This is a genomic window from Velazquezella soli (genome assembly GCF_977018685.1).
In genome coordinates this window covers 349,993-370,606 of the sequence record NZ_CDRNXF010000005.1, presented here as the reverse complement: position 1 = coordinate 370,606, position 20,614 = coordinate 349,993, and the positions used below count along the sequence as shown (strand labels likewise).

Here is a 20,614-nt window from a genome sequence, read left to right as displayed (position 1 = left end):
TCCCGTCCTCCGTTTAAGTCATTCGGCTGCCTGCGGCAGCACCGGTACGGCCGCCAGCAGTCGCTGCGTGTAGGCGTGCTGCGGATCCGCATAGATTGCGCCGGCGTCACCCTCCTCGACGATCCGGCCCTGATACATGATGGCGACGCGGTCGCAGAGGTGGCGCACCACCGACAGATCGTGACTGATGAACACCAGCGACAGGTCGAGTTCGGCGCGAAGGCGGATCAGGAGGTTGATGATCTGCGCCTGGATCGATACGTCGAGCGAGGCGACCGGCTCGTCGCAGACGATCACATCCGGCTGCATGGCGAGCGCTCGGGCAATGGCGATGCGCTGGCGCTGGCCGCCAGAAAACTGGTGTGGAAAGCGGTTGGCGAAGGTTGGGTCGAGACCGACGGCCGCCAGCCATTGTCCGACATAAACCGCCGCCTCGGCACGGCTCACCAGACGGTGGGCGAGCGGCCCCTCGGCGATGATGTCGCCGATGCGCATGCGGCCGTTGAGCGAGGCAAACGGATCCTGAAAGATCGTCTGGATGCGGGTGGTGATCTTTTTTGGCGCGCGACCGGCGCTCATCACGGGTTGGCCGTTGAGGCGGATCGTGCCCGATGTGGGCACGGTGATGCCGGCTGCCATACGTCCGAGCGTCGATTTGCCGGAACCGGATTCGCCAACCAATCCTAGAACTTCACCACGCTCGACGGTCAGTGAGACGCCGGCGACGGCGTGGACCACGTTTGTTGGTTGCGACAGGCCGGATTTGATCGCCAGGTTCCTGAACAACCCGGCCGGCTTTTCGAAGCGTTTCATGACATCGTCGATGACCAGATAGGGACTTCCGAGGGGCGGCAGGTTGGCGGTTGCCGATTTGCGCGGCGGTGGTGCCGCGTCTGCGATACCGCTGCCGCGCAACAGAAGTTCGCCGGGTTTGGCGCGCGAGGGCAGGGCATCGAGCAGCGCGCGCGTATAGTCGTGCTGCGGTTTCGTCAGCACGCCGAGTGCCGGGCCGATCTCGACGATGTTGCCGGATTTCATGACCGCGACGCGGTCGGCAATCGAGGAAACGATGGCAAGGTCGTGGCTGATCCAGATCAGCGCCGTGCCAAGCTCGGAGACCAGCTCCTTCATCTCGGCGAGGATTTCCGCCTGGATCGATACGTCGAGCGCCGTCGTCGGTTCATCGCAGATGATCAGTTTCGGTCGGTGCAGAAGCGCTATCGCAATCGCCACGCGCTGGCGCATGCCGCCGGAAAACTGGTGCGGAAAGAAATCCACCTTGCGTTCAGGGTCGCTGATGCGAACCTGGGCCAGCGCCTTGATCGCCCGCTCACGGGCCTCGGCGCTGCCGATGTTCTCGTGGGCTTCCAGCGCCAGCTTGATCTGTGTGCCGATGCTCAGGACCGGGTTCAACGTCATCATCGGGTCCTGGAAGACCATCGAAATGGTCTTGCCGCGGATGGCGCGCAGCTCATGGGAGGGCAGGCCCACCAGTTCGCGACCTTCGAGCTTGATCGATCCTTCGACGATGCGGCCGGGTTCGTCGATCAGGCCGATGATGGAAAAGCCGGTGATCGATTTGCCGGAACCGGATTCGCCAACGAGGCCCAGCACCTCTCCGGGGGCGATCGAGAAGGAGACTCCATCGACAGCCTTGACCTCGCCGCGGCCGCTCGGGAACCAGGTCTTGAGGTTGGTGACTTCGAGAAGCGGTGTCGCCGGTGTTGTCACTGTATCGGTCATCGGCGGAGCCTCGGGTTGAGCTGGTCGCGGATCTGGTCGCCGACGAGATTGAGTGAGACGATGAAGATGATCAGCGCCAGGCCGGGATAGATCGAGATCCAGTAACGACCAGAGAGCAGATACTGGAAACCGTTGGCAATCAGCATGCCGAGCGACGGGTAGGTCGGCGGCAGGCCTACGCCGAGGAAGGACAGCGTTGCTTCAAGCGAAATCGCGCTGGCGATCTGCACGGTGGCGACCACGATCAGTGGTGGCAGCGAGTTGGGCAGGATATGCCGCAGCACCACACGCCAGGGTGACAGCGGGATGGACAGCGCCGCCTCGATATAATCCTTCTGCCGTTCGGCCGCCGCCGCACCATGGGCGGTCCGGGCAAAATAGGCGTATTGGGCAAAGATCAGCGCGAGGATCAGCTGGTAGCGACCCTGGCCGAGAATGGCGGCGATGACGAAGGCGAGCAGAATGGCCGGGAACGACAGCTGCAGGTCGACGATGCGCATGACAAGGCTTTCGAAGCGACCGCCGATATAAGCGGCGGCACAGCCGACCACGGCACCGATGACGAACGCGGTGCCGCTGGCGATGACGCCCATCTGCAGCGAGATCCGCAGTCCGTAGATGATGGCGGACAGAAGGTCGCGGCCTTGCGAGTCCGTTCCAAGCCAGTGGGTGTAGCCGCCGGTCCCGACATAGCCCGGCGGGCGCCGTGCGTCTCGCAGCACCAGATGCGCGAGGTCGTAAGGATCCTGAGGCGTCACCAGCGGCGCAATCAGGGCGATGAACACGATGACAAACACGAACACCGCAGCGCCGGTGGCGACCTTGTTGCGGCGGAATTCATTGAGAAAACGGGAGAGTGGAGTGTCGCGCATCAGGCACGCCCCTTTCTCAAGCGTGGATCGAGCAGCGCATAGGTGAGATCGACCACGAAATTGATGACAATGAACAGGAGGGCGACGAACATCAGGTAGGCGACCATGACCGGTCGATCGAGCGAGGTGATGCTGTCGATGATGAGCTTGCCGAGGCCCGGCCAGGAAAAGATCGTTTCGGTGACGACGGCAAACGCAAGCGTCGAGCCGAGTTCGAGGCCGAACACTGTGACGAGCGGAATGGAGATCAGCCGCAGCACATGCCGGCTCAGCACCGTAAATTCCGAAAGGCCGGCGGCGCGAGCAAATTTCACCGTGTCGCTCAGCATCAGTTCGCGGGTGCCGGCGCGGGCAAGCCGGATCATCAGCGAGAACTTGAACAGAGAGAGGTTCAGCGCCGGCAGGATCATGTGGGAGAAACCGTCACCGGTCAGAAAGCTGAAGTCGACGCCGAACAGGCTGGCAGTCTCGCCGCGTCCACCGGCCGGCATGCAGCCGCATTGCACGGCAAACACCATGATCAGCATCAGGCCGAACCAGAAGGTGGGGACGGAAAAGCCGAGGATGGAAAGCGCCATGATGGCACGCGAGATGGGGCTGTGCGGCTTGTAGCCGGCATACATTCCGATCGGAATGCCGACGAGGCTGGCAAACAGCACGGCCGCCAGCGTCAGTTCGAGCGTTGCCGGGAGACGGGTCAGGATCAGTTCGCTGACCGGCATGTTGTAAACGAAGGAGCGGCCGAAATCGCCGTGCAGGATGCGCCCGACAAAGGTAAAATATTGCTGCCAGAGCGGCTGGTCGAGACCATATTGAGCGATGACCGCGGCGCGGATGTCTTGCGTCGTATCCGGCGAGATCAGCACGTCGATCGGGTTGCCAACGGCATAGACGCCGCAGAATACCAGGGCCGACATGGCAAGGACCACGATCAGCGCCTGCCACAGCCTTTGCAGGATGAATCCAAACATTCGTTCCCTGTTCTCCCGTCTCGTGCGGGGTTCGAAAATGTGATGCGGGTCAGGCGGTGGTCAGTGCCAGTCGCCTTCCAGCAGCGCGCGGGTTTCGGAAACGGCGACCTCCCAGATCGCAGCCATGTCTTCATCGGGGCGTTGGTAGAGGCCGTGATAATTGCCGTCGCCGAGCAGTTCACGCTTCTGCGCAGCGCCGACGCGGGCAAGCGCCGCGTAGTCGATCTGTGGCTTGGCAGTCGTCGGCTGACGCGCGTCGGTGGTGCGTGTCCAGGGGAAGTTCTCCATCCAAGACGCGTGCGATGCGGCGGGATCGGTCTGCTGCACCTTGGCCAGCGTCTGCGGCGCCCGCCACCAGTCGTGGAATTTGACCGATGCGTCGGGGTGGGCATTCAGCCATTCGGAAATCACCACCGTCGCCGGCGTGTTGCCGCCATGCCCGTTGACGATCAGGATCCGCCGGAAACCGGAGCGGTAAATGCTGTCGAGCAGATCCTCGATGACGCCAATATAGGTGGCGAGCGATAGCGTCAGCGTTCCCGGAAACGTTGCGAACGAGGAGGCAAGGCCATAAGGCACGACCGGAAAGACTGGAATGCCGAGCGGCTCGGCAGCATCGACCGAGACCTTTTCAGCCAGGATCATATCGGTCGCGAGACTGAGATAGGCGTGCTGCTCGACGCTGCCGATCGGTAAAATACAGCGATCATCTTTTGCGACGCGCTCTTCGACTAGCATCCAGTTCATGTCGGCAATCTTCAATTCGCTACCCTCGTTCTCAAACTTCGCGCAACTGCGCAAAGAACGTTCTGTTTTCCGCATGGCCGCACAATATTTGTGCTTTCCGATGCTTTGTGTCGCAGGAAGCAAAGTTCCATACGGGACTAAAAAAAGAAATTGACAGCCATTTAAACGATCGTCAAGTTCCATACGGGACTAAACCTCACGAAGCTCGAAAGCGACCGAAGAGTGCGACAGACGCGTGGACCGACACTGGAGACCCTGCTGCGGGAGGGCGGAAAAGCCGCCGCCGGCACGCATGGCGTCGAGGACCTGGTATCCGTGAAACTGTGGAAGAACCCCTGCTGGTTGTCGTTCCGGTTCAACTTTCTGGCGCTGCAGTTCAACGAGCCGATCTACCGACTGATCGAAAAGGAACACGGCCTGGCGCGGCCGGAATTCGTCGTCATCTATTCGCTCGGCCTGTCCGACGGACTGACGGCCAGTGCCATCTGCAATTCCTCGGGCTTTCCGAAGAACACGATCAGCCGGGCGATCCAGAAGCTGATCGACAAGAACATCGTCCGTCGCGAAATCGACCAGGCGGACCTCAGAAGTTTTGTCCTCTACATCACCGAGGAGGGCAGACGCATCGTCGATCAGGCCATGCAGCCGATGGTGGAGCGCGAGAGAGCCATGATCTCGTCGCTGACGCCTGCCGAACAGCTGATGTTGTCGGAACTGCTCGCCAAGGTCGTCGTCGATTCACCCAACTGGCCACCAATGACAACAATAGAGGAGAACGAAGAATGACGGCTTCCAGGACATTCCGCACCATCGTGCTCGCCGCAGCATTGCTCGGCGGCGTTTCGAGCGCAGCACTTGCCGCCGACCTCACCATCGGCGTGCGCGCCGGTCCGCTGTCGATCGATCCCGATTTCACCGCCGCCGGCACTCACGCCGAGGCGATGAAGCACATCTACGACTCGCTGATCAAGTCGGGCAACAATCTCGAACTCGAGCCGGGCCTTGCCACCAGCTGGACCGCGATCGACGACACGACCTGGGAATTCAAGCTGCGCCCGAACGTCAAATTCCATGACGGTTCGGACTTCACCGCCGAGGACGTCAAATTCTCGATCGAGCGTATTCCGAAAGTCGCTGGCCCGAACCCGACAACGATCTACGTCCGCCGCGTCAAGGGCGTAGAAATCGTCGATCCGCTGACGATCCGCGTCAAGACGGACGGACCGGCGCCAACCCTGCCCAACGATTTCATCCGTCTGTTCGTGGTGTCGCATATCGCTGCCAAGGATTATTCCGACAGCGCCGAAAAGGCGTCGGAAGGTTTCAATTCCGGCAAGGCCGCGATCGGGACCGGTCCTTACAAGTTCGTGTCCTGGACGCCGAAGGAGCAGCTGGTTCTTCAGAGCTTCGATGGTTACTGGGGCGGCAAAGAGCCGTGGGACAAGGTCATCCGTAAGGAGCTTCCCAACGACGCCGCCCGCGTTGCACAGCTGAAGGCCGGCCAGGTCGATCTGATCGCCCGTATTCCGGCATCCGACGTGCCGACGCTGGAAAGGGATTCAAAGCTGACGATCGTTCGCCAGGACAGCGTCTACCTGTTCAACATGGCTTTCGACTTCCGCGAAAAGTCGCCGCAGGTGACCGCCAAGAACGGTTCGCCGCTTCCGAAAAACCCCTTCATCGATCCGCGTGTTCGTGAGGCCTTCGATCTTGCAATCGATCGCGAAACCATCACCGAGATCGCCATGGAAGGCATGGGCACCGTCCAGTCGCAGCTCGTGACGCCCAACATCTTCGGCTACAATCCGGATGTGAAGCCGGCACCTTCCGATGTCGAGAAGGCAAAGAAGCTGCTTGCCGACGCCGGTTATCCCGATGGTTTTAAGGTGACGTTCTCCTTCACCAACGACCGCCTGCCGGGAGACAAGGACACCGGCACGACGATCGCCCAGATGCTGACTGCGATCGGCATCCAGGTGGAAGCCAACGCACAGCCCGGCGCCGTCTATTTCCCGGCCAACACACGCGGCGATTATTCGCTGACCATGTCCGGCTGGGGCACGCTGACGGGTGAGGCGAACTACACGCTCTCGTCGCTGGTCCATACCAACGATCCGACGAAGAAGCTCGGCGCCTTCAACATCCGCGGTTACTCCAACCCTGAGATGGACAAGCTGATCGAGGCGGCCGGTGTCGAGATGGATGCGGGCAAGCGCGAACAGTACCTGAAGGACGCCAACGCGCTGGTCGCTTCCGATCGTCCCAATCTGTCGATCGCTTCGATCGTATCCGCTTGGGGCATGAAAAAGACCATCACCATCGTGCCGCGTTCGGACGAAGACACACTGGCCATGAACATCAGGCCTGCGAAATAGCCTCCACGCCAACCGGAGGTAAACTTGGCCGGGCAGTTCTGCTGCCCGGCTTTTTTATTCATGGGAAGGAGAAGATCATGGGCAAGATTGCACTGGCAATCCATGGCGGCTGCGGCGTGATGGCAAAGCTCGGCCTCAGTGAGGCGGAATGGGAAGCGGCGCGCGTCGATCTCGGTCATGCGTTGAAAGCCGGATGGGCGGTGCTGAGCACCGGCGGCTCGGCGCTTGACGCCGTGCAGGCGTCGGTCGTGGTGCTGGAAGACAGCCCCCATTTCAATGCCGGCTATGGCGCAGCCCTCAATGCCGCCGGCGAGCACGAACTCGACGCCTCAATCATGGATGGCGCGACCCTCGAAGCAGGCGCCGTGACACTGGTGCGGCGCATCCGCAATCCCGTCAAGGCGGCGCGGCGGGTGATGGAAAAGGGCGAAGCCGTGCTGATGGGCGGCCACGCGGCCGACGAATTTGCGAAGGTCGAGGGGCTGGACGTCGTCGAACCCAATTATTTCACCACCGAGAAACGCGTGAAAGCGCTGGCTGCGATGAAGGCGCATGCGGCGGCCGGCACGGCTGCAGCGGCAAGCGAATCCGAAAAACACGGCACGGTGGGTGCCGTCGCGCTCGACAGTGCCGGACATCTGGCGGCAGCAACCTCCACCGGCGGCTATAACAACAAGCCAGTCGGCCGCATCGGCGATACCCCGATCGTCGGCGCCGGCACCTATGCCCGTGACGGTCTCTGCGCGGTGTCGGGCACCGGCAAGGGCGAGTTTTTCATCCGCTATGCCGTCGGCCATGAAGTCGCAAGCCGCATCGGCTATCTCGGCGAAACGGTGGAGCAGGCGGCGTCGAAGGTGATCATGGAAGACTTGAAGCCGCACGCTATCGGTGCCGGACTTGTGGCCGTCGGAGCCGACGGAACGATCGCCACACCTTACAACACCGACGGCATGTTTCGCGGCTGGGTCACACCTGACGGCGAATTCTTCGTTGCTACCCACGACGTGGTGTTCAGGATCGAGTAAGGCGACCCGGAGATTGCGGAGGCCGCTGTTACGGCGGCCTCGCGGCGCTTAGATTGCGCTGGCGATCTTGTCGGCGATGTAGAGTTCGCGCAGTTTGAGCGTCAGAGTCCCCGGCTTGCCGTCGCCGACGGGTTCACCGTCGATGCGGGTGACCGGCATGACGAAGTTGGTGGCGGATGTGATGAAGGCCTCCGAGGCATTCATCGCTTCATCGGGTGTGAAGGCGCGCTCGTCATAGGGAATGCCGGCTTTTTCGGCGAGATCAAGCACGCTTGCGCGCGTGATGCCGTGCAGGATTGCATTCGACAGCGGGCGGGTGATCAGCCTGCCAGTCTTGTCGATGATATGGGCGGTTGCCGAGCTTGCCTCCGTGACGAAGCCGTCCTCCACCAGCCAGGCGTCATCAGCGCCTTTCTCCATCGCCTGCATCTTGGCCATCGAGGGATAAAGCAGTTGCACGGTCTTGATGTCGCGGCGCTCCCAGCGCCAGTCGGGCAGCAGAGCGACGGACAGGCCGGTTGCGAGCTTGGGGTTCTCGATCACCGACTTTGCCTGGGTAAAGAGAACCAGCGTCGGTGTCGGATCCTTCGGAAAGGCGAAGTCGCGATCGGCGGGGCCGCGCGACAGCTGGAGGTAGATCAGGCCTTCCTTGAGTTCATTGCGTCTGATGATCTCGCGATGAACCTCCAGAAGTTCGCTGGCCGAAATCGGCAGGTTCAGGCCCAGTTCCCCGATCGAGCGCTTCAGGCGGGCGGCGTGGCCGTCATATTCAAGAAGCTTGCCGTCGATGACGCCGGTCACTTCGTAGATGGCGTCTGCGAACAGAAACCCGCGGTCGAACACGGAGACCTTAGCGTCGGCCTCGGGCAGCCATTCGCCATTCAAATAAACGATACGGGACAAGGCAATCTCCTTCAGTATGTCGGGAATTCAAAACACATCGCCGGCGGCTCGCTTCAGTTCGGCGATGAAGCCGTGCAGCAGACGCGAGCGCGGCACGCCTTTGCGGGTAATCAGGACGGCCGCGACTTCGCGGGGCGGCTGGAAGGGCAGTTGCACCAAGCCCTCCGATGACTGGTAGGCGGCGCTATAGGGATCGACGACCGCTGCCCCGACGCCTGCTCCGGCCAGAACCGCAGCCGTTGCGCAGTAGCGCACCTCGACCCGCGGCTCATAGTCGTTACCTTCGCGATCGAAGGCATCGCGCAGCATCTGGCCCATGCGCGATTCAGCTTCGAGGCCGATGAAGCCGTGTTCGGAGAGATCGCTGACCGTCACCTCCTGCCGGCTGGCGACCGGGTGGTCCTTCGGCACAAGCGCGACCATATGGGTACGCGACAGGATCTCTACATTCACGGAAGGATGACGCTCGAGCGCGATCGCCAGACCGACATCGGCGGCGCCGCTCTGCACAGCTTCGATGACGTGTTCGAGCCGGCGAACATCGTAGGCAACAGACACATCCGGACGGTCCTTCAGGAACCGTGCGAGCGCCACCGGTGCGACCGTATTGCCAAGCGGCGGCGTCGACATGACGCGCAGCCGTCCCGATGTGCCGTGCCTGATGGAGCGGGCGCGGGCGGAAAAGCTGCGCAACATGCTGAAGACCGGACGCACCTCTTCAAACAGAAGCGTCGCTTCCTCGGTTGGCTCAAGCCGCCGGTGCAGGCGCTCGAACAGCGTTATGCCGAGCTGGTTTTCCAGCTGGCGGATGCCGTTCGAAACGGCGGGCTGGGAAATGCCCAACTGCTCGGCGGCCTCGACGGTCGTTTCGCAGCGCATCATGGCCCCGAAGATCTCGAGGAGGCGCAGGGAGATATCCGGTTTCTGCTCGATTTCGGTCATGGCGTTCAGGTGAGAACTGCGCCAAGCGCCATCGCGACGGCGGCCTGGGTCGGGTCGATCACGCGGATGCCGAGCTCCTCTTCCAGTCTGCGGCGATGGCCGGACATGCCGGCACAGCCCAGCACGATCGCGCCGGCGCCCATCTGGCGCAATTTCAGCCCGGCCTTCACGAGTGCCGCGTAGCTTTCCTCCCCATGGCCGCTATCGGCGACGCTGATCGCGCCTTCAAGCGCGACCTCGCCGGCAAGCCTGCCATCGACGCCGAGGCGGCGAAGGTTGCGCATGTGACGGGGGATCGAACCTTCGGCGACTGCGATGACGCCGAAGAGATCCGCAAGCGCCAGCGCGCTCAGCACGCCCGCATCCTGGATGCCGTAGACCGGCTTTTTGGTGATCGACCGGGCAAGGTCCAGCCCGGGCTGCGAATAGCAGGCGAGCACATAGGCTGATGCATCCGGTCGGGTTTCTATCAGGTCGGCGGTGCGCAGTGACGCTTCATCCACATGGCGCTGGCTGACGACGCCGGGCGGACCCTCATCGATCGTGACGCATTCGATGACGGGACCACCCGGAAACTGCATCGGGGAGAGCGCCACGCGCAGGCCTTCGGTGACGCTTTCCGAACTGTTCGGGTTGATGACGAGGATCGGGCCGACTTTTCTCATGGGGCGATCTCCACGCCGAAGTTCTGCGCCGGATCGAATTCCTTGGCGCGGTAGCCGGGCTTGCCCGTCAGGTCGACAGGGCTGCGGGCAATGAAACGGCCACGACCACGGTCCGCCATCAACTCGCGGTTCTCGACGATGACATCACCGCGGTTCATGGTGAGGACTGGCCAGCCTTCGATCTCCATGCCCTCAAACGGTGTGTAGTCCATATTGTCGTGCTGATCGGCAAGCGTTGCCTTGCGGCGGGCTTCCGGGTCCCAGATGCAGATATCGGCTTCGTAGCCGGGTGCGATCGATCCCTTTTTAGCCATACCGAATGTCTTGGCCGCATTGGTGCTTGAGAGTGCAACGAACTGCTGCAGCGTGATGCGGCCTTTAGCGACGCCCTCCGAAAACAGATAGGGCAGGCGCATGGCGATGCCGGGCATGCCGTTGGAGATCTTCGGGTAGTGCGCATCGGCACCATTGGCAAATTTTCCGCTGGCATCGAAACGGTAGGGCGCGTGGTCGGAGGAGACGCTTTCGAACGTGCCTGACTGCACATGTCGCCAGAGCGCTTCCTGCGTTGCCGCGTCGCGGAGCGGTGGAGAGCAGATGAATTTCGCCCCTTCCATGCCGGGCCGATCGAGATCATCACGGGTCAGCGCCAGATATTGCGGGCATGTTTCGGCAAACAGTTTCGTGCCGGCGAGCTTTTCGCGCTGGACGATGGCAGCGCCGCCAGCCGTTGAGACGTGGACGATGAAGAGTGCTGCATCGACCAGCTTTGCCAGCGAGACGGCCCGGTTGATCGCTTCTTCCTCCGCAAGCTCCGGACGGCTGATCGCGTGGTATTTTGGCGCGGTCAGCCCGGCCGCCGCGAGCCGCTTGTTCATCCACTTCACCATGTCGTTGTTTTCGGCATGGACCATGGTGAGCGCCCCATGGGTTTTGGCAATCGTCAGGATATCGAGCATGCCGCCGTCGCCGATATTCATCAGGTCGTAGGTCATGAAGACCTTGAACGACGTGATGCCCCGCGCAAATACGCCCGGTAGCTCTGCAAGGACATCAGCCGAAGGGTCGGAAATGATCAGATGATAGGAATAGTCGAGCACCGAGTGCGGCGCGGCGCGGCCGTCATAGGTGGCGATGACTTCGGCAATCGACTGGCCGCGATGCTGAGCCGCGAACGGGATGAATGAGGAATCGCCACCGAAGGCGGCGGAGACCGAGCCCGAATAGTAGTCGTCGGCGGTCATCACGCCCGCGGAGCTTTCCTGGGCGATATGGGCATGCGCCTCGATGCCGCCGGGAACGACCAGCTTGCCGCCGGCATCGATCCGGCGGCTTCCTCCAGCGATCTTCTCGCCGATCGCCGCAATTCGACCGTCGGTAATGCCGATATCGCCATCGAATATGTCGGATGCGGTGACGATGCGACCGCCATGAATGACCGTATCAAACGCTGTCATGTCGGTCTTTCCTTACACTTCGATGATCACGCCGGTCTGGCTCGTCAGGCGACCGTAATGCTCGATACGACGATGGCGCTCGAAATCAAAGATCGTCTTCTTGCCGAAGTCGCATTTGGAGAAATCGCATTCGGCGATGATGAGCTCGTCTTCCTCGGTCACGGCGCGGGCGAGAACGAACCCGTCCGGATCGACGATAATCGAGCCGCCCATCAGCGGGTGGCCGTCCTCATTGCCGGCCTTGGCGACGCCGACGACATAGGTCGAGTTCTGGTAGGCGCCGGACTGCATGGAGAGGTCGGAATGGAAAAGCCGCTTCTCCAAACCTTCGGCGCTCATCTGGCTGTTCACCGACGGCGTGTTGTAGCCGATCGTGACCAGCTCGACGCCCTGCAGGCCCAGGCAACGGAAGGTTTCCGGCCAGCGGCGGTCGTTGCAGATCGCCATGCCCATGATGACGCCTTCGTTACGCCAGACGTTGAAGCCGAGATCACCGGGTTCGAAGTAGCGCTTCTCGAGATGCTGGAAGGCGCGCTCGGTATCGTATTCGGAATGACCGGGAAGATGCACCTTGCGATACTTGCCGACGATATTGGCTTGCCGATCGGTAACGATCGAGGTGTTGTAATAGTGTCCGTCCGGCGTCTTCTCGCCGTAGCCGAAGGTGATGGCGATGTTGAGCTCGCGGGCGCGATCGAACAGCGGCTGCGTGGCGGCGTTCGGCATTTCCGTCTCGAACCAGAAATCGATTTCGGCCTGGTCTTCCATGTACCAGCGGGGAAAGAAGGTCGTGAGCGCCAGCTCTGGGTAGACGACCATGTCTGCGCCCTTGGATGCGGCTTCATCGAGAAGCGCAATCATGCGGATGACGACGCTTTCGCGGCTATTGGCTTTCTGGATGGCGCCGAGCTGGGCACCTGCGATCTTCATGATGGTCATCGGAGTTTCCTTTCGAAAGCGATCAGGCGGCAAGGCGCCGCTGGAAATGACTGACGAGGCGCACCAGCGGCCACAGCAGCACGAGGTAGATGAGAGCTGCCAGCACCAGCGGCGAGGCATTGTAGGTGACCGACCGCGCCATGCCGGCATTGTAGAGAAGCTCGGACAGCGAGATGACGGAGGCAAGCGAGGTGAGCTTGACGACTTCCACAGTGTTGGACAGCAGGTCCGGCAGCACGTTGGGGATGGCCTGCGGCAGGACGACATGAGCAAGCGTCTGTACCGGGCTGAGGCCAGTCGACTGGGCAGCTTCCCACTGTCCCTTGGCAACCGAGATCAGACCCGCGCGATAGACCTCCGCATAATAGGAGGAGTTGTTGAGCAGGAATGCGATGACGACGGCGTAGAACGGCGAGATGTTGATCCCGGCGAAGGGCAGGCCGGCATAGATGAAGATGAGCAACACCAGCGGCGGCAGGGCGCGGAAGAGATCGGTATAGGCGATCGAGATCCAGCGCAGCCAGCGGCGCTCGCTCATATTGCCGAGCGCGACGAACAGGCCGCCGATCAGGCCCAGCAGAATGACGGCGCTGCACAGCTTGAGCGTCATCCAGAGGCCGGACATCATCAACGGCAACGATTGGCGCATGATGTCGATATTGAAGAACTGGTCGATGAAAATATCCATGTCAGCCTCCTATCGCTTCTTCCAGGCGGTCCGGCTTTCCAGCCAGCGGGCGAAGACCACCATCGGCAGGAAAATCACCAGATAGGCGGCGACCGACATAGTGAGCGGCGTGGCACTGCCGGAAAAACTCTGCGCCGTCGTGGCGCTCGACAGGATTTCCGACACGCCAATGGCCGAGCCGAGCGCGGTCATTTTGGTGATGGCGAGCACGCGGTTGACGAGCGGCGGTATGGCAAGGCGGACGGCCTGGGGCAGCGCGACATAGGCAAGCGTGCGGGTAAAACCGAGCCCGGTTGCTATGCCTGCCTCCCACTGACCCTTTTCGACAGAGGAGAACCCGGCCCAGAATATTTCTTCGGCAAAAGCTGCAAGGGTCGCCGCCAGAACGAGGAACAGAACCATTGGTCCGGACAGCTGGATGCCGATCGACGGGAACCCGAAATAGAGGATCAGGATGACGACCAGAGGCGGCAGTGCGCGAAAGATATCGGCATAGCAGATGATGAAGAAATTGAGCGTCTTGACGCCATAGCTGCGCAGGCAGGCGAGCGCGAGGCCGGCCAGGATGCCAGCCACGATCACCGCCGAGGCAATCTGCAGGGTGACCCAGATTCCGGCAATGATGTCAGGCGTATATTTCGCCATCACCACCGGGTTGTAGAAGGTTTCGAGGAACCGGTCCATCGCCGTTACCCGGAAACGCGCGAAAGGAATGCGCGGGTGCGATCGGCCTTCGGGTTGCCGAATAGCTCGTCCGGCGTGCCTTCTTCGACGACGACACCGCCATCCATGAAGACAACCCGGTCCGCGGTCTCGCGGGCAAAGCCCATCTCGTGGCTGACGACGACCATCGTCATGCCCTTGGATTTCAGGTCCTTCATCACCTTGAGGACGGAACCGACCAGTTCGGGATCAAGCGCTGAGGTTGGCTCGTCGAACAGCATGACTTTCGGGTCGAGCGCCAGCGAGCGGGCGATCGCCACGCGCTGCTGCTGGCCCCCGGACAGTTCACCGGGATAGGCGTCGGCCTTGTGCGCCAGGCCAACCTGTTCGAGCATGTCCATCGCCCGCGCATCGGCTTCTGCCTTCGAGCGCTTCAGCGCCTTGCGCTGGGCAAGGGTGACGTTCTTGAGGACACTCATATGTGGGTAGAGGTGAAACCCCTGGAACACCATGCCGATCTGCAGCCGCATTCGGTCGAGATCGCGGCGGGTACCAGCCATGATGTTGCGGCCGTTGACGATGATATCGCCCGACTTTGGTTCCTCGAGCCGGTTGCAACAGCGCAGCATCGTGCTCTTGCCGGAACCGGATGGCCCGATGACGAACACGAGTTCGCCCTCGGCGACCCTCAGGTCAATCTTCTTGAGGACGGTGGTGGTCCCGAAGCGCTTTTCCAGCGCGACGACTTCGAGCATTGGGCGATTGGTCATTGTGGTACCTCCGGCAGGCACGATGCGGACAGATTTGCCGGCTGGATTCCAACCGCGATCTCATGTGGGAGAGACGATTGGCGGCCGGCTGCCGCATCCTGTCTGATCAAGGGGGAGGGCAGGCGACTGAAGCGCCTGCCCGTGCTGCAGAGCGTTACTTCAGGTTATCGCAGGAGGCCTTGTGGTCATCGTCCTTGTAACCGTCGAAGCCGGGCGTCCCGAAACCCTTGGTCGGGGTGACGATCGTCGTGCCTGCTTCTGGCGTGACGCCGAACCACTTGACCGAAAGCTTCGCCATCGAGCCGTCTAGCTTCAGGCATTCCATCGCACGATCGACGAGATCGCGGTTCTGCTCGTCGCCTTTGCGGAAGGAAAGCGCCCAGACAAGGCCAGTTTCGTATTCGAAGGAAAGTTTCAGGCGTGGGTTCTTCTTGACCGCCCATGCAGCGGCAGTGTTGCCGGCAAGGTTCGCATCGGCGCGTCTAGCAATGACGGCTGCCACGGCGTCGGTATTGGTACCGTAGCTTTCGACCTTCCAGCCGAATTCCTTTTCCTTCTCCCGCAGGAAGCTGTCATAGGCAGAGCCCTTGTTGACGGCGATCGTCTTGCCCTTGAAGTCTTCCAGCGTCTTGTATTCAGGCGCATTGGCCGGCACGACGAAGCCGAAATTGGTGTCCATGAAGCCTTCGGTGAAGAGAAGGTTGGCGGCGCGCTCCTTGTTCACGGTGACCGGTGCGACAAGGAAGTCGTAGGTGCCGGCCTGAAGTGCTGGGATGAGGCCGGAGAACTGCGCTCCGGTCAGATCGACTTTCTTGCCCAACCGTTCGCCGATCAGGTTTGCCATATCGACGTTGAAACCCTCGATCTTGCCGTCGAGTGTTGGCATCGCGTGCGGCGCGAAGGTCGCGTCGATCGCGGTCTTGATCGTGTCTCCGAGGGAGTAGGCTGGCGTGCAGGCAAGCAGAGTAGCTAAGCCGACAAAGCCGGCCCTGATAAATGGTTTCATCGATGTTCTCCTACTGGCGGCTCCAGGCCTTTGCGGCCCTTGTTATCGCCAGTGTTCCACCGAACCTGCTGCGCTGCAATATAATTGATTATTATAATCGAACTAGAATTATATGATTGTCGAATAGTGATTGGGTCGATCGTCGTCGTTGTCGCAACCGGCCAATGGCGCATATTGCGTCAGCTCTGAAGAGGCTGAGGCTCTTTCGGAAGAAGTTCGCCTTCGATGCGGTAGTGCAAACCATCCGTGCGGTAGTCCACGTTGGCGACGCCGTTGAAATAGGTCGGCACAACGCGCTCCATCAGGCGGGAGCCAAAGCCGCGCCGCGTCGGTTCGCTCACGGCCGGCCCCTTGCTTTCGATCCATGTGAAGGCAAAGCCGTTTTCGCCGGGCGCCGTCCAGCGGATCTCGACCTTGCCGTCGGCCGTACTGAGCGCGCCATATTTGGTGGCATTTGTCGCAAGTTCATGGATTGCCAGTGCCAAACCCATGGAAGGTTGTGCTTCGAGCACCATCGGAGGCCCGAAGATATCGAAGCGGTCGGGACTGTCCTGGTGCGGTTCGACGGATGTCCGTACAATCGTCTCGACATCTGCTGCGGACCAGTTCGTTGCCGTCAGCGTATCCTGTGCCCGGGCAAGTGCGTCGATGCGGGCCGACGCCATTTCACCGGCAAGCTTCACGTCTGTCGCATTGCGCAGGCTCTGGGATACGACGGCTTGAACCATCGCCAGCGTGTTCTTCATTCGGTGGGACAATTCGCGCTGCAACACACGCTGTTGGCGCTCCCGTTCCTTTTGCTCGGCAAGAAGGCGCTGCTGTTCGCGCACCAGGTCTTCGCTGCGCAGGCGTTCTTCCTGAAGATCGTCGACCGCCTTGTGCATGACCTGGATCAGCAGAATGTCCACGATGACCACGCACGCGTAGAAGGTCAGAGCAACGAGGACCGACCCGTTGATCTCGAACATCGCAAACGGCGGTATAAACCAGTACCAGGCAGCCACGCCACAGGCCACGGCGCAAACGGCCCCGGGCCAGACGCCCGCCAGAAACGTCGTCAGGATTACCGCGGGGAAGAAGGTAAGATACGGGAAGCCCGGCGGCAGGAGATGGTCGCATAGAAACCGCGCGTAGAGCGCAAGCCCGAACGCTGCAACCGCCACTCCCCAGCGCTTTCCCGGGGAATCGCGGACGTGGTCGCTCATCTCGAACAATTGCATACGTAAGGGCTTCATTCCAAGTGGGTTCCCGCGGCGTTGCTTGTTCTTGGCTTGTTCGGGGTGTTCCGTCAATCAGCAACTAGAAAGGTACGTAATGTCCGACGGGATAAGGGACAAGTTTGGCAACACCGGTGAAAGCACGGCGTATGCGGACAACAAACGTGACGAGCACGTTGAGGCATCAGAGGCGCGATATGCGGGGACAGGAGGCGCTCCGCGAGACTGACAGATCGTCAGCCTCCGACGCGGGGTTCTGACAAAAATTCGCGGGCCCACAGTACGGGCCCGCGCTATCGTCGATCAAGTCAAACCGTAAAGCCTCAAGGCCTTCGCGCCGCCAGAATGAGTCGCTCGAAGAACTTCAGCTGCTCGTCGCAGGTCTGGGCGACCGTCTCAAATATCAGCCGGTCTTCCCGCCGGATTGCCGCAATCTTCTTCGTCAGGGCCGAAATCACCCTTGCCGGCATCTTGGCAATGGTCATCGCAATCGCCTTCGGTCCGGCTTCGAGTTTGGCGATACCGAGATGGCCTGCTGCAAGCTGCAGCCTGGTTGTGCGCAACAACAGCAGCGTCTCCTGCGGCAATTCGCCGAAGCGATCCTCGAACTCTTCCTCCAGATCATTCACGTCGCGCTGTGAGGATGCCCGCAGAAGTCTGGCATAGAGATTGAGCCTGACAGCCGGATCCGGCACGTAATCCGCCGGTATCGTGCCCGCGACGTCAAGATGCAGGATTGCGCGCTTTCTGGTGGCCGAAAGTCGTTTTCCCAGTTTCGCGACGGCACGCGCGAGGAGCTTCTGGTAAAGGCCAATGCCGATGACCTTCATATGCCCAGCCTGATCCTCGCCGGCGATGTCGCCCCCGCCGCGCAGATCGAGATCGCGCAGACTGATCGCAAGCCCGGCGCCCAGGCGGTCGTTCTCTACGAGTGTCAAAAGCCGCAAGCGCGTTTCCTCGGGCAGTTCTGCACCTTCTTCCGTCAGAAGCGTGGTCATGCCCTGCGCGCCTCCACGGCCGACCCGTCCACGCAACTGGTGCAGCTGGGCCAAACCGAACCGCTCCGCATTCCAGATGAACATCGTATTGGCGCGCGGCACATCGAGGCCGTTTTCAATAATGTTGGTGGCGAGAAGGACATCGCCATCGCCGTCCGCGAAACCGACGATCGCTTCGTCGATCGTCGCCGCCGGCATCTTGCCGTGCGCGACCTTAACCGCGAGCTCGGGAACAATTTTGCGCAGGATCGCCTCGACGGCTTCGATATCCTCGATGCGCGGCACCACGACGAAGCTTTGTCCACCCCGGCGGTATTCTCGCATCAATCCGGTGCGCATCGATGCGTTGTCGAATGCTGCAAGCGATGTGCGAACGGGTCGGCGCCGGGCGGGCGGAGTCGTCAGGAGGCTGACCTCCTGAACTCCGACCATTGCCGACTGCAAGGTGCGTGGGATAGGTGTTGCCGACATGGCGAGCGTGTGGAGGGTCGGCGCGAGCGCGCTCATGGCCCGTTTATCCTTGAGCCCGAACCGATGTTCCTCATCCACGATCAAAAGCCCGAGATGCGCAAAGCGCACGTCTTTTGCAAGGATCGCATGGGTCGCGACGATAACGTCGATTTCACCCTCGGCCAACGCCGCCTTGACCTGCTTCGCCTCGCTTGGCTTGACGAGCCGTGACAACATTCCGACAGAGATGCCTGTTCCTTCGAAGCGTCGCTTGAAGGTGGCGAAATGCTGACGTGTGAGAACAGTCGTTGGGGCGATGACGACCACCTGACCGCCCGCAAGTGCTACCGCTGCTGCGGCCCGCAGTGCGATCTCCGTCTTGCCGAAGCCGACATCGCCGCAGACAAGGCGGTTCATCGCATGCCCGGACGCGAGATCGGAAAGCGTGGCCTTGATGGCTTCGGCCTGATCTGGTGTCTCGGCGAAAGGGAACCGTCGGATGAAGGCTGAAAATTCGGCGCGGGGGGGAATGAACGTCTCGGCCGGCGAGGCCTGCCTGTGCTTTGCGATGGTCGAAAAATGACGCGCCGTCGATTTGATGTCCGCGACGATCTTCTCGTGCTTCTTTTGCCAGGCGTCGGTGTGAAGACGATCGAGCGAGACCGCCTCGGGTTCGGAACCGTAGCGCCACAGCTTTCCGAATTCTTCCATCGGAACAAGCACGGAAGCACCTTCGCGATATTCCAGACGGGCAGCGTCACGCGCGACACCTGCAACGGCGATGCTCTCCAGATCTTTTAGAATGCCAATGCCGTGATCTTCGTGGACGACGACGTCGCCGATCCGAAGATCTGGTTCGCCAAGAAAGGAAGTTGCACTGGAAACATGTCGGTGTTCATCGCCCGCGGCGATGACAGCAACATTTTGCGCGACGTCGAGGAACCCGTGATCGAGGGCGCAGGCAAGCTTCAAAAGCGCGCCGGATTTGGCGTCCATCACCTGCGTCCAGCTGTCGACGGACCGAGGCGATACACCAGTTGCTTTCGCGACACGGCGGCAAAGCGCCTCTGATGCCTTGCCATGCCCGGAAATTACAACCTTCATTCCATCGCCCAGGCGTTCCTGTGCAAATTTGACCAATGCCTTGCGCGGGTCCGCATCCGACGCGCCGGAAGGCAGGTCACCCCCTTGTTCGAGATCCAGTGCGCTGGTCTGCACGCCGGTGAAGCGCTGTTCCCACTCCTCGCTGTCAAGATAGAACGAGCAAGGAGAGGATGCTCCGGTCTTACCGAATTCCGTGCGGGACTGGCGGGCGTCGTCGATGATTTCCAGATTCCGTACGACCCGGTCTGCTGCGCCCGGAGCCGCAGTCAAAGCGGCATTGCCGAGGATATCGAAAACCGTCACCATGTCCGGGTAAAGGCGGGAAAGCTGGCGCTCCATCGTCTCAGATTTTGGAGCAGGGGCTACCGCAATGACGTCTGCGAGTATGGCTTCGGATGCCGGACCGAAGCTCAACCGTTCAAGGTAGCTCTCGGTTCGCTGCGAGACGCGGTCAAATCCACGCAATTCGGTCACGTGATCGTCTTCCGACAGGACGATGCGCATTGGGCCCGGGGCGCCGGCGGGATAGATGTCGATCATCCCGTCGCGCACCGCCAGTTCGCCGGGATCGTCGGCAACGCCCTCTTCCACATAGCCTGATCGTCTGACGAAATTCAGGAATGCCTCGCGATCGAATGGCTCGCCGACCACCAGTTCGATCTGGCCATCTGCGATGACCCCCGCCGGCGGAATGCGCTGCAGCGTCGCGTCGATCGATGTCAGCAGCAGTCGCGGCGTGTCGCTTGGCCTGGTCCATATCCGCAATGCGTCCATGCGTCGACCCATGCAGTGCCGCGAGGGCGGAACCCGATCATAGGGAAGGCAGTCCCAAGGCGGCAGAACAATGAATTGGACCGAGGGAAAGAGCGCTGCCATGGCATCCGCTGTTTTTTGCGCAGCATTTTCGCTCAATGCCACATAGCAGAGCGAACGACCGGAGCTCCGGAGCGATGCCTCAAGCCGGGTTGCCACCAAACCCGGCGGTAGTTTCAGATGCGGGGTCTGTTCCGATGCGGGGAGGGGAGAGGGGGCGTTTTCATTTCGGGACTCAACGATACTCACATGAACCTGCCATTCTC

General features: G+C 61.2%; 18 protein-coding genes. 3 read left to right on the top strand and 15 right to left on the bottom strand.

Annotated features, from left to right (window positions below):
- Positions 1–18: 18 nt before the first annotated feature.
- Genes AC0JZ8_RS22185 through AC0JZ8_RS22170 form a run of 4 tightly spaced genes read right to left on the bottom strand, consistent with a single transcriptional unit; the run spans position 19 to position 4,516 of the window.
- Complete coding sequence (locus AC0JZ8_RS22185; RefSeq protein WP_471893586.1) at positions 19–1,743, bottom strand: dipeptide ABC transporter ATP-binding protein; 1,725 nt, start codon at positions 1,741–1,743, stop codon at positions 19–21.
- On the bottom strand, positions 1,740–2,615 hold the full coding sequence (locus AC0JZ8_RS22180) for an ABC transporter permease (RefSeq protein WP_471893585.1): 876 nt from the start codon (positions 2,613–2,615) through the stop codon (positions 1,740–1,742). Before AC0JZ8_RS22180 ends, AC0JZ8_RS22185 begins: the two co-directional genes overlap by 4 nt.
- Positions 2,615–3,586: an ABC transporter permease gene (locus AC0JZ8_RS22175; RefSeq protein WP_471893584.1), complete on the bottom strand. Its 972-nt coding sequence runs from the start codon at positions 3,584–3,586 to the stop codon at positions 2,615–2,617. The genes AC0JZ8_RS22180 and AC0JZ8_RS22175 overlap by 1 nt, the downstream gene beginning before the upstream one ends.
- Before the next feature lie 60 nt (positions 3,587–3,646).
- Positions 3,647–4,516, bottom strand: coding sequence for a creatininase family protein (locus AC0JZ8_RS22170; RefSeq protein ID WP_471893583.1), 870 nt, complete (start codon positions 4,514–4,516; stop codon positions 3,647–3,649).
- 39 nt (positions 4,517–4,555) lie between these two features.
- Here AC0JZ8_RS22170 and AC0JZ8_RS22165 point away from each other — a divergent pair, with 39 nt between their 5' ends.
- The 3 genes from AC0JZ8_RS22165 to AC0JZ8_RS22155 all read left to right on the top strand — a co-directional run bounded on the left by AC0JZ8_RS22165 (position 4,556) and on the right by AC0JZ8_RS22155 (position 7,733).
- Positions 4,556–5,119, top strand: a complete 564-nt coding sequence (locus tag AC0JZ8_RS22165; RefSeq protein ID WP_082476359.1) for a MarR family winged helix-turn-helix transcriptional regulator — start codon at positions 4,556–4,558, stop codon at positions 5,117–5,119.
- Positions 5,116–6,708 (top strand): ABC transporter substrate-binding protein, encoded by a 1,593-nt coding sequence (locus AC0JZ8_RS22160; protein WP_062459230.1) that lies wholly within the window; start codon positions 5,116–5,118, stop codon positions 6,706–6,708. Before AC0JZ8_RS22165 ends, AC0JZ8_RS22160 begins: the two co-directional genes overlap by 4 nt.
- A gap of 77 nt (positions 6,709–6,785) precedes the next feature.
- Positions 6,786–7,733 carry an isoaspartyl peptidase/L-asparaginase family protein gene (locus tag AC0JZ8_RS22155; RefSeq protein ID WP_471893582.1) on the top strand — a complete coding sequence of 316 codons (948 nt, stop codon included), beginning with the start codon at positions 6,786–6,788 and terminating at the stop codon, positions 7,731–7,733.
- Between the two features lie 48 nt (positions 7,734–7,781).
- Here the strand turns inward: AC0JZ8_RS22155 and AC0JZ8_RS22150 are convergent, their stop codons facing one another.
- The 11 genes from AC0JZ8_RS22150 to AC0JZ8_RS22100 form a co-directional block, all read right to left on the bottom strand.
- On the bottom strand, positions 7,782–8,636 hold the full coding sequence (locus AC0JZ8_RS22150) for a D-amino-acid transaminase (protein WP_471893581.1): 855 nt from the start codon (positions 8,634–8,636) through the stop codon (positions 7,782–7,784).
- 27 nt (positions 8,637–8,663) lie between these two features.
- Positions 8,664–9,578 (bottom strand): LysR family transcriptional regulator, encoded by a 915-nt coding sequence (locus tag AC0JZ8_RS22145; protein ID WP_471893580.1) that lies wholly within the window; start codon positions 9,576–9,578, stop codon positions 8,664–8,666.
- Between the two features lie 5 nt (positions 9,579–9,583).
- A complete protein-coding gene (locus AC0JZ8_RS22140; protein WP_174197657.1) occupies positions 9,584–10,243 on the bottom strand; it encodes an aspartate/glutamate racemase family protein in 660 nt (219 codons plus the stop codon).
- Positions 10,240–11,700, bottom strand: coding sequence for a dihydropyrimidinase (gene hydA / locus AC0JZ8_RS22135; RefSeq protein WP_471893579.1), 1,461 nt, complete (start codon positions 11,698–11,700; stop codon positions 10,240–10,242). Before hydA ends, AC0JZ8_RS22140 begins: the two co-directional genes overlap by 4 nt.
- 12 nt (positions 11,701–11,712) lie before the next feature.
- Positions 11,713–12,639: an N-carbamoyl-D-amino-acid hydrolase gene (locus AC0JZ8_RS22130; RefSeq protein WP_471893578.1), complete on the bottom strand. Its 927-nt coding sequence runs from the start codon at positions 12,637–12,639 to the stop codon at positions 11,713–11,715.
- Between the two features lie 22 nt (positions 12,640–12,661).
- Positions 12,662–13,327, bottom strand: coding sequence for an amino acid ABC transporter permease (locus AC0JZ8_RS22125; RefSeq protein ID WP_471893577.1), 666 nt, complete (start codon positions 13,325–13,327; stop codon positions 12,662–12,664).
- 9 nt (positions 13,328–13,336) lie between these two features.
- Positions 13,337–14,011 carry an amino acid ABC transporter permease gene (locus AC0JZ8_RS22120; RefSeq protein ID WP_471893576.1) on the bottom strand — a complete coding sequence of 225 codons (675 nt, stop codon included), beginning with the start codon at positions 14,009–14,011 and terminating at the stop codon, positions 13,337–13,339.
- A gap of 5 nt (positions 14,012–14,016) precedes the next feature.
- Positions 14,017–14,760, bottom strand: coding sequence for an amino acid ABC transporter ATP-binding protein (locus AC0JZ8_RS22115; protein ID WP_471893575.1), 744 nt, complete (start codon positions 14,758–14,760; stop codon positions 14,017–14,019).
- A gap of 154 nt (positions 14,761–14,914) precedes the next feature.
- Positions 14,915–15,766, bottom strand: coding sequence for a transporter substrate-binding domain-containing protein (locus AC0JZ8_RS22110; RefSeq protein ID WP_471893574.1), 852 nt, complete (start codon positions 15,764–15,766; stop codon positions 14,915–14,917).
- A gap of 179 nt (positions 15,767–15,945) precedes the next feature.
- Positions 15,946–17,001 carry a sensor histidine kinase gene (locus AC0JZ8_RS22105; protein WP_471893573.1) on the bottom strand — a complete coding sequence of 352 codons (1,056 nt, stop codon included), beginning with the start codon at positions 16,999–17,001 and terminating at the stop codon, positions 15,946–15,948.
- 305 nt (positions 17,002–17,306) lie between these two features.
- Positions 17,307–20,309: a DEAD/DEAH box helicase gene (locus AC0JZ8_RS22100; RefSeq protein WP_471893572.1), complete on the bottom strand. Its 3,003-nt coding sequence runs from the start codon at positions 20,307–20,309 to the stop codon at positions 17,307–17,309.
- Positions 20,310–20,614: the final 305 nt, after the last annotated feature.

Coding starts and splice junctions, on each gene's coding strand:
- AC0JZ8_RS22185 (WP_471893586.1), bottom strand. CDS start 1,743: ATGACCGATACAGTGACAACACCGGCGACACCGCTTCTCGAAGTCACC.
- AC0JZ8_RS22180 (WP_471893585.1), bottom strand. CDS start 2,615: ATGCGCGACACTCCACTCTCCCGTTTTCTCAATGAATTCCGCCGCAAC.
- AC0JZ8_RS22175 (WP_471893584.1), bottom strand. CDS start 3,586: ATGTTTGGATTCATCCTGCAAAGGCTGTGGCAGGCGCTGATCGTGGTC.
- AC0JZ8_RS22170 (WP_471893583.1), bottom strand. CDS start 4,516: ATGGAACTTGACGATCGTTTAAATGGCTGTCAATTTCTTTTTTTAGTC.
- AC0JZ8_RS22160 (WP_062459230.1), top strand. CDS start 5,116: ATGACGGCTTCCAGGACATTCCGCACCATCGTGCTCGCCGCAGCATTG.
- AC0JZ8_RS22155 (WP_471893582.1), top strand. CDS start 6,786: ATGGGCAAGATTGCACTGGCAATCCATGGCGGCTGCGGCGTGATGGCA.
- AC0JZ8_RS22145 (WP_471893580.1), bottom strand. CDS start 9,578: ATGACCGAAATCGAGCAGAAACCGGATATCTCCCTGCGCCTCCTCGAG.
- AC0JZ8_RS22140 (WP_174197657.1), bottom strand. CDS start 10,243: ATGAGAAAAGTCGGCCCGATCCTCGTCATCAACCCGAACAGTTCGGAA.
- hydA (WP_471893579.1), bottom strand. CDS start 11,700: ATGACAGCGTTTGATACGGTCATTCATGGCGGTCGCATCGTCACCGCA.
- AC0JZ8_RS22130 (WP_471893578.1), bottom strand. CDS start 12,639: ATGACCATCATGAAGATCGCAGGTGCCCAGCTCGGCGCCATCCAGAAA.
- AC0JZ8_RS22125 (WP_471893577.1), bottom strand. CDS start 13,327: ATGGATATTTTCATCGACCAGTTCTTCAATATCGACATCATGCGCCAA.
- AC0JZ8_RS22120 (WP_471893576.1), bottom strand. CDS start 14,011: ATGGACCGGTTCCTCGAAACCTTCTACAACCCGGTGGTGATGGCGAAA.
- AC0JZ8_RS22115 (WP_471893575.1), bottom strand. CDS start 14,760: ATGACCAATCGCCCAATGCTCGAAGTCGTCGCGCTGGAAAAGCGCTTC.
- AC0JZ8_RS22110 (WP_471893574.1), bottom strand. CDS start 15,766: ATGAAACCATTTATCAGGGCCGGCTTTGTCGGCTTAGCTACTCTGCTT.
- AC0JZ8_RS22105 (WP_471893573.1), bottom strand. CDS start 17,001: ATGAAGCCCTTACGTATGCAATTGTTCGAGATGAGCGACCACGTCCGC.
- AC0JZ8_RS22100 (WP_471893572.1), bottom strand. CDS start 20,309: ATGGACGCATTGCGGATATGGACCAGGCCAAGCGACACGCCGCGACTG.